This window comes from Comamonas aquatilis (assembly GCF_965139575.1).
GTDB classification, from domain to species: Bacteria; Pseudomonadota; Gammaproteobacteria; order Burkholderiales; family Burkholderiaceae_C; genus Comamonas; species Comamonas aquatilis.
Map to the genome: position 1 here is coordinate 21,104 of NZ_CBCSIW010000032.1, position 6,166 is coordinate 27,269.

Here is a 6,166-nt window from a genome sequence, read left to right on the forward strand (position 1 = left end):
CTGCCAGCAGCCCGGCGTCATGGCCAGCCTCACCAGATGGTCCCGCGTTTGCTTGAAGTGACTTGCGTGCATTCATGCGAGCCCCCGTGCAAGCGCCTGCTTGACTTGGTTCTGGCTCCACAGACCCGCAATCCAGTTGACGCCCTTGGCTGTGAACTTGTAGTGCACATAAGCGTGGGAGTTGTCACCATGCTCTGCCGTGCCGGTCTTGGCTTCAAAGCGGCCGTTGTGCATATGCTCGGCGCGCGGCGTCAGCGGGCCCTGCGGAGTGGTGCAATACATCAGGCCGCGCTTGAGCAAGAAATCAGTGAAGTCGTTCAGCTTGGCGCCCAGGACTTTGCACACCTCACGCACACCCATGCTGCCGGTGCCGGGCTGCACGTAGCGCTCCACAAATTCCACCTTGGGCGCGGCCAGCGCCAGCGCGGCTTGCTGATGCTCAATCTGCTCGGCCTGCTCAGCAGCCAAACGCAAGGCCTGGGCCATGGTCTGGGGCAGCTTGGGCGCCTGCTGGGCCTCCAGCTCCTGCCAGCGGTCAACGATGCGCGCCGTGTACTCCGGGCTGTTTTGCGCGACAAGGATCAAGCTGTCGCGCTTCTCCAGCAGGTATTCGGTGTATCGGTTTCCGTTGTGCTCGAACTCTTGCACTGCAAGGGTTCTAATCACGCCAGTGGCTTGCATCCGCTCGGCGCTTATCTTGATGTTGGAATGGGTCTTGCCCAACAGATCCGCTATCTCGCGGGTGCTCATCTTCTGCACGGTTTGGGTTTGCAGTTGCATGCTCTGCTCCTTCATGGGTGTGATCTCTTTCGTGAAGCTCATGCCGCACCTCCCTGCTTCCGACCTTTATTGAGCCCAAGCGCCTCCATTGCGCCCTTGAGCACGCCGTGGGTAACGGTCTTGTCGCCAGCCTCAGCGCGGGCAACGATCTTGCGAGCCCAGTCCTTGCCGTCGCCTTGAGGCTGGATAGGCACATCCAGGCGCACCAATTTGGGCGCCGGCAGCGCCAGCAGGCCAGACTCTTCGGCGTAGGTCTTGCGGGGCGTAGCAGCCCGGCACAAGGCTTCGAATTGCGGCAGGCTCGGCGGGAACTCAGGGTGAGATGCGGAAATGCGCGCGGCAGCAATCTCGATCACGTCCGGCGTGTACTTCCTCAGTGCAGCACCCCAGACCTTGAGCGCGGCAGTCATGCCAATGTCCTTGCCGCCCTCCAGCACGCCAGAACTGAACTTGCTCAGGAATGCCGTGCCGTAGGAGCCCTGCATCAGCAGGAACAGCTTTGCGATACCGGTGGCCACGGCTTGCGACTCTTCGCGGCGCGGCGCTGCGGCCATGTGGGCCAGTTGTCCGATGGGTTTCATTCGAGGTCTCCCAAGATCGCGGCCATGGCCCCAGCGTGCTTGCCACCAGCAGCAGAGGCTGGCGCCATGGATGGGCGGCGAGTGCCGGGCATTTCCACAGCGCGACGGATCCAGTTGCGCCAGGTCGCGCACCAGTCGGCCTTGCGTCCATCCTTACCTGCCTTCGCATGCCAGTGGTCGGCAAACATCGCGGCCTGCCGGCGCACCTCCTCCTCCGTCAAGGCCGGATGCTCGGCAATAGCCCAGTCTCCCCAGCTCTTGAGCAGCTTCCAGTCCTTGGGTAAGCGCGTTCCAGTCGCGGTTTTACCGGTCGTTCTGCCTGCGTTTGACGGAGCGGAAGGCGAAGTGTCACGGTCAGCACAACCAACAGAAGCTAGTTCTTTAACTAAGTCTTCTTTATCTGTATCTATATCTGTATCTGTACGCGTGACATCCGTACCCGTCACGCGTGACTCATCCGTGACATCGTCGTGACCACCCTCTTCTCCCTCTGAAGCTTCGTCTTTTTTGCGCTGGCGCTGGCGACGTTTGCGCTCTGCGGCGGTGTTGTCGGTGTCGCTGCGCATCTGCAACGTGGCCCACTTGGAAGGCTGCAGGGTGGCCTGCTCGATCAAGCCAACCTCAGCCAGGCGGCGGGCCACCTCTTCCAGGCTGCGCACGTCCAGGCCCAGCTTCACAGCCACCTTGCGCATCAGCAAAGCAGGCGCATCGCCCTTGTCCAGCAGACCCTCGCCCTTGAGGCACAGCAGGGCTACAAAGTGCCAGCGATCCTCAAAGGCCAGAAGCTTCAACTTGTCGTCATCGACCATCCGCGTGTAGGTGCGGAACCATGGGAGCTTGCTCATCGTTCTGACCTCGCGTTATCTGCTGCGTGCTCTGCATCCAGGGACTGCTGAACAGCGAGTAACGCAGCCACGGCCTCAGCGATCTCACGCTGCACCACGCGCTTGTCGTTGTCGCTGACGTTGTTGTCGGCCTTCGCCATCGTGGTTGCCATCAGAACGTCGGCGCATTCACGCACAGCGATGGCTGCGGATTTGGAGAGGCACTTTTCAGCACCAGGCTGGGCCTCGGGCAGCGCCAGCATGCCGGCGTTGAATGAGAAGACCGTGCCCAAGGCATGCGCTTCAGCGCTACCCGCCTCACGGCACATAGACGCAATCTCTTCAGCGTCAGCGAGGCCCATCTTGTGGCTCGGAGAAACGCCGCTCAGCTCCTTGCGCAGAACTTCATCGGATTTATTCAGACGGGTAGCTAAAGCAGCACGGCCGCCCGGGTAGTTGGCGACCATGCGTCGCAGTGCATCAAGAGCATTCATGTCGTCCGGACTCCGAGAAAAAGGACGTTGCGAGCTGGGCCGCAGAAAAACACACTGCCTGCATGAAAACGAAAACAGGCCAGAGGAGAGGGGAAGGTGCCCGCCGCACCCTGAGCTATGCTTGTGCTATATGCACAACCAGCAGACAACAGGATTGCGGACATGAGCGAAGAAAAGCTGAAACAAATGCTTGTCGAGCAAGCGAAACGCATCGAAGAGATTTCAGCGCTACAGGTGCAATTGCTTGCGATGATTGCGGCGAACACAACCATTGCCACCGCTCTCGTAAAAATGGACGGTGGAACAGATCCACTCATTGCAGCGCTCGCATACCAGTCGCTTCGGACAGAGTCCCTGCTACTGAACTTTTCGACTGGAGACGTGCTTGTAGAGTCCTACCAGGATTTCCTTCGCGGATCTTTGCCTCCGGACGTCCACGAGCGTCTGCAAAATCATCAGCTTTGGCCCGTGGCGCAAAAAGCTGCGTAATCGCTTTCGTCTGCTCCTCAAGAGCGACCGACAAGGCCATCAACTGGTCAAACTTTCGTTCCATACAAGCAGACCGAATTGACCTGTGCATCGGCAGCGGCCCTGGCCTCTTGGCCTTGCGAACCTCACTCATTGCCCACCTCCTTGGTCGGGGTGGAGGGCTGCGCCAGCTCGGGCCAATAGACCTGCCAGTCATTTGGACGGCAATCGAGGCGGCTTACCACCCCCTTGCTTTCGCGCTCAATTGCAGGACAGTAGTGAGCAGGAATTGGCCGGTCGCCACTGCACCAATCAGAGAGATCAGAGGCGTGAGCACCTATCTTCCGTGCAAACGCAGACTTGCCGCCTCGCTCTAATGTTTTGAGGTATTCCGATAGCTTCATGAGCAAATTTTAGCCTAAGGCTAATTCATGTCAATAGCCTCTCGCTCATTGTCGCAATTAGCCAATTGCTAAATACTCAACACATGCAACCGATTGACGTTACGCGACGTGAAAACCTAGGCCGGCTCATCAAAGAAGCAGGCAGCCAAGCTGCGCTCTCCGAAGTGATTGGCAAAGCTCCCGCCCAAATCAGCCAGTGGCTAAATGCCTCCACCAACTCCAAAACTGGCAAACCTCGGGTAATGAGCAATGCAATAGCAAGAGAGATTGAGATCAAAACAGATAAGCCCGAGGGCTGGATGGATCAACCCGCCAGCCGCGATGAGCTAAGCACGCCTGGGGGCTCCAACGCAGAATTCGCAGCCCTCGCAGGGGTTCGTCGCGTCCCTGTTATTTCTTACATTCAAGCCGGACTATGGACTGAAATAGCGGGCGACTTTCAGCCTAGTGACGCTCACGACTGGCTGATCACAAGTGACAAGCACTCCAAGGACACGTTCGTACTGACAATTCGCGGCAACTCCATGGAGCCCGACTTCAAAGAGGGCGATGTCGTCATCATTGACCCCTCAGTTAAGCCCCGACCTGGCTCGTTTGTCGCCGCAAAGAATGGTCGAGAAGAAGCCACCTTCAAAAAGTACCGTCCACGCTCCATTGACGTACTCGGCAATGAAGTGTTTGAACTTGTTCCGCTGAACGAGGATTACCCCACAATGCGCTCAGACGAACAACCTATCGAGATCATTGGAACCATGGTGGAGCATCGCCGCTTCTTCAAATAAGTATCACCTTCCAGCCACCATCAAGCCCGCTATTGCGGGCTTTTTTTCGCCTAAAGCTAACAACTCACGAAATTAAATTAGCCTTAGGCTATTGACACAAACATTAGCTCAAGGCTAAAGTTCATCCATCGCAGCAACAAACCGCTGCGATGGGTGCCCAGGGATCGATCCAGCACCGTGCATGCGCTCATGCAGCTTGGCAGGCTGGGTAAACAAAGCACCCCCGCGACGGACAGCGGGCAATAAGAGGGCCGGTCGCGGGCAGACGCGACACAGCGAATCTGCCGGTGCGAAGGCTAGTAGCGCTCTGCTCCCGGACGGGACAAAGCAACGCGAACGAGATATGGCGCCGCATGTATGTCGGACTTGAGCCGGCAGCAGGCGAGCTACCACTGCACCGCGAACCAGCCCCTGGGTCAATAAAACGGGGGTGAGGCATACAGGGTTGCCAAGAAAAGAAAAGCCCTCTGCGCAAGCAGCGCCAGCCCCTGAGCGACATCAGGGGCAAAAAAGCCAAGCCCTTTCCCCAGAGAGCGCTTGGCTTTTTTACGCCGATAGCAGGGCGGCCCTCCCCTGCAATTTGAAAGCCTTCCCATGACTACTACCGCTCAAGCCCTCATCAACAAGCTCTCTGAATATGACATCGTGATCGCCATCGACACATCCGGCTCCATGGGTGAACCCGTCAAGACGGGCTCCAGCACCAGCCGCTGGCAAGGCGTTCAAGAATCTGCAATGGCCGTGATCCGCGATGCACAGCAGATTGACCAAGACGGTCTGGGCTTGGTGCTGTTTGGCAGCAAGGTGGAATCCTTCGATGGCGTGACAGCCGACAAGGCGCGCGAAATCTTTGCCACTCGCCAACCTCGCGGCACCACGCCGCTGGCCGAAGCGCTGGACGCGGCATTTGCGCTGGCCGGCAAGTCCGACAAGAAGGACATGATCATTGTCTTCACCGACGGCGTACCCGACAACAAGGAAGCCGCCGCTGCTCGCATCATCAAGCAGGCCAACAGCCAAGCCAACGACAACGACTGCACCGTGCTGTTCATCCAGGTGGGTGACGACGCGGCCGCAACGGCCTACCTGAAATCGCTGGACGACGACCTGAAGGGCGCCCAGTTCGACATCGTGGATGCCAAGACCGTGGCCGAAGCTGATGCCTTCGCCACCACGGCCGAGCTGATTGCAGCAGCAATCGAAGACTGAGCCCAACCATGATGATGGTTGACGTGATCCTGCTGGCCTTTGTGCTTGCAGTGTTTGCCGCTGGCTTCTGGTGCGGGAACAAATTCCGCACTGTGGCTGCCATGAAGTCGGCCATTGCGGCCTGGTTCAAGTAAGCAGCTGCACGCCCACCCGGAGCGCATCCGGGCCTCCCTCCTTAGCTCAATTGGATAGAGCTGCTGTGTTCTAGGCAGTAGGTTGCACGTTCGAGTCGTGCAGGAGGGGCCAAGGAGATTGAAATGTGAGCGAGTAGCCAGCATGCGGCATGCATGTGCCTTCCCCCGCAGGGCTTTAGCGGGGCCAAAACAAAAGCGTCTTCATCCGAGGGCGCTTTTGTTTTTCAAGGAGCAAAGATGCCAAATTGGGTCACGAACAAAGTGCTAGCTTCGCAGGCTGTAATTGAGGCCGCGACCAATCAACAAGGGCGATTTGATTTCAGCAAGGCTATGCCATCGCCGTGCATCGTGGGATCGGACTGGAATGGAATCAGCATGAGCGCCGAAACCATGGCAGAGACTGTAGTTGGACGGGCGCTTTCGGATCACCCCTTGCTTCGAGCACTGGAAGCCCAAAGCCGCGAGGCAGCAGACATCAAACAGCTGGATG

The 6,166-nt window shown here is 58.2% G+C and carries 9 protein-coding genes, 1 tRNA gene and 1 pseudogene; 6 read left to right on the forward strand and 5 right to left on the reverse strand.

The window, feature by feature from the left end; genetic code table 11:
• Window positions 1-72: 72 nt before the first annotated feature.
• The 4 genes from ACNAZA_RS21600 to ACNAZA_RS21615 are packed head-to-tail and all read right to left on the reverse strand — an operon-like array spanning window position 73 to window position 2,679.
• On the reverse strand, window positions 73-822 hold the full coding sequence (locus ACNAZA_RS21600; RefSeq protein ID WP_415798555.1) for a phage antirepressor KilAC domain-containing protein: 750 nt from the start codon (window positions 820-822) through the stop codon (window positions 73-75).
• The gene (locus ACNAZA_RS21605) at window positions 819-1,361 is read right to left on the reverse strand and encodes a hypothetical protein (protein WP_415798556.1); all 543 of its coding nucleotides are present in this window, start codon (window positions 1,359-1,361) and stop codon (window positions 819-821) included. Before ACNAZA_RS21605 ends, ACNAZA_RS21600 begins: the two co-directional genes overlap by 4 nt.
• Window positions 1,358-2,206 (reverse strand): hypothetical protein, encoded by an 849-nt coding sequence (locus tag ACNAZA_RS21610; protein WP_415798557.1) that lies wholly within the window; start codon window positions 2,204-2,206, stop codon window positions 1,358-1,360. The genes ACNAZA_RS21605 and ACNAZA_RS21610 overlap by 4 nt, the downstream gene beginning before the upstream one ends.
• The gene (locus ACNAZA_RS21615; RefSeq protein ID WP_034358852.1) at window positions 2,203-2,679 is read right to left on the reverse strand and encodes a phage regulatory CII family protein; all 477 of its coding nucleotides are present in this window, start codon (window positions 2,677-2,679) and stop codon (window positions 2,203-2,205) included. Before ACNAZA_RS21615 ends, ACNAZA_RS21610 begins: the two co-directional genes overlap by 4 nt.
• A gap of 162 nt (window positions 2,680-2,841) precedes the next feature.
• Between ACNAZA_RS21615 and ACNAZA_RS21620 the strand changes: the two genes are divergently transcribed.
• On the forward strand, window positions 2,842-3,168 hold the full coding sequence (locus tag ACNAZA_RS21620) for a hypothetical protein (protein WP_415798558.1): 327 nt from the start codon (window positions 2,842-2,844) through the stop codon (window positions 3,166-3,168).
• Window positions 3,169-3,293: 125 nt separating this feature from the next.
• Here the strand turns inward: ACNAZA_RS21620 and ACNAZA_RS21625 are convergent, their stop codons facing one another.
• Window positions 3,294-3,551 (reverse strand): transcriptional regulator, encoded by a 258-nt coding sequence (locus ACNAZA_RS21625; protein ID WP_415798559.1) that lies wholly within the window; start codon window positions 3,549-3,551, stop codon window positions 3,294-3,296.
• 83 nt (window positions 3,552-3,634) lie between these two features.
• Here ACNAZA_RS21625 and ACNAZA_RS21630 point away from each other — a divergent pair, with 83 nt between their 5' ends.
• The 5 genes and pseudogenes from ACNAZA_RS21630 to ACNAZA_RS21650 all read left to right on the forward strand — a co-directional run.
• Complete coding sequence (locus ACNAZA_RS21630) at window positions 3,635-4,333, forward strand: S24 family peptidase (protein WP_415798560.1); 699 nt, start codon at window positions 3,635-3,637, stop codon at window positions 4,331-4,333.
• A gap of 594 nt (window positions 4,334-4,927) precedes the next feature.
• Window positions 4,928-5,542 carry a VWA domain-containing protein gene (locus ACNAZA_RS21635; RefSeq protein ID WP_415798561.1) on the forward strand — a complete coding sequence of 205 codons (615 nt, stop codon included), beginning with the start codon at window positions 4,928-4,930 and terminating at the stop codon, window positions 5,540-5,542.
• A gap of 8 nt (window positions 5,543-5,550) precedes the next feature.
• On the forward strand, window positions 5,551-5,676 hold the full coding sequence (locus ACNAZA_RS21640; RefSeq protein WP_415798562.1) for a hypothetical protein: 126 nt from the start codon (window positions 5,551-5,553) through the stop codon (window positions 5,674-5,676).
• 35 nt (window positions 5,677-5,711) lie between these two features.
• Window positions 5,712-5,788, forward strand: a tRNA-Arg gene (locus ACNAZA_RS21645).
• 125 nt (window positions 5,789-5,913) lie between these two features.
• Window positions 5,914-6,166, forward strand: a pseudogene (locus ACNAZA_RS21650) (DUF1281 family ferredoxin-like fold protein); the annotation flags it as partial.

Excerpts from the sequence above, each read along its gene's own strand:
- ACNAZA_RS21630 (WP_415798560.1), top strand. The coding sequence starts at position 3,635 with ATGCAACCGATTGACGTTACGCGACGTGAAAACCTAGGCCGGCTCATC.
- ACNAZA_RS21605 (WP_415798556.1), bottom strand. The coding sequence starts at position 1,361 with ATGAAACCCATCGGACAACTGGCCCACATGGCCGCAGCGCCGCGCCGC.
- ACNAZA_RS21610 (WP_415798557.1), bottom strand. The coding sequence starts at position 2,206 with ATGAGCAAGCTCCCATGGTTCCGCACCTACACGCGGATGGTCGATGAC.
- ACNAZA_RS21620 (WP_415798558.1), top strand. The coding sequence starts at position 2,842 with ATGAGCGAAGAAAAGCTGAAACAAATGCTTGTCGAGCAAGCGAAACGC.
- ACNAZA_RS21635 (WP_415798561.1), top strand. The coding sequence starts at position 4,928 with ATGACTACTACCGCTCAAGCCCTCATCAACAAGCTCTCTGAATATGAC.
- ACNAZA_RS21600 (WP_415798555.1), bottom strand. The coding sequence starts at position 822 with ATGAGCTTCACGAAAGAGATCACACCCATGAAGGAGCAGAGCATGCAA.
- ACNAZA_RS21625 (WP_415798559.1), bottom strand. The coding sequence starts at position 3,551 with ATGAAGCTATCGGAATACCTCAAAACATTAGAGCGAGGCGGCAAGTCT.
- ACNAZA_RS21615 (WP_034358852.1), bottom strand. The coding sequence starts at position 2,679 with ATGAATGCTCTTGATGCACTGCGACGCATGGTCGCCAACTACCCGGGC.
- ACNAZA_RS21640 (WP_415798562.1), top strand. The coding sequence starts at position 5,551 with ATGATGATGGTTGACGTGATCCTGCTGGCCTTTGTGCTTGCAGTGTTT.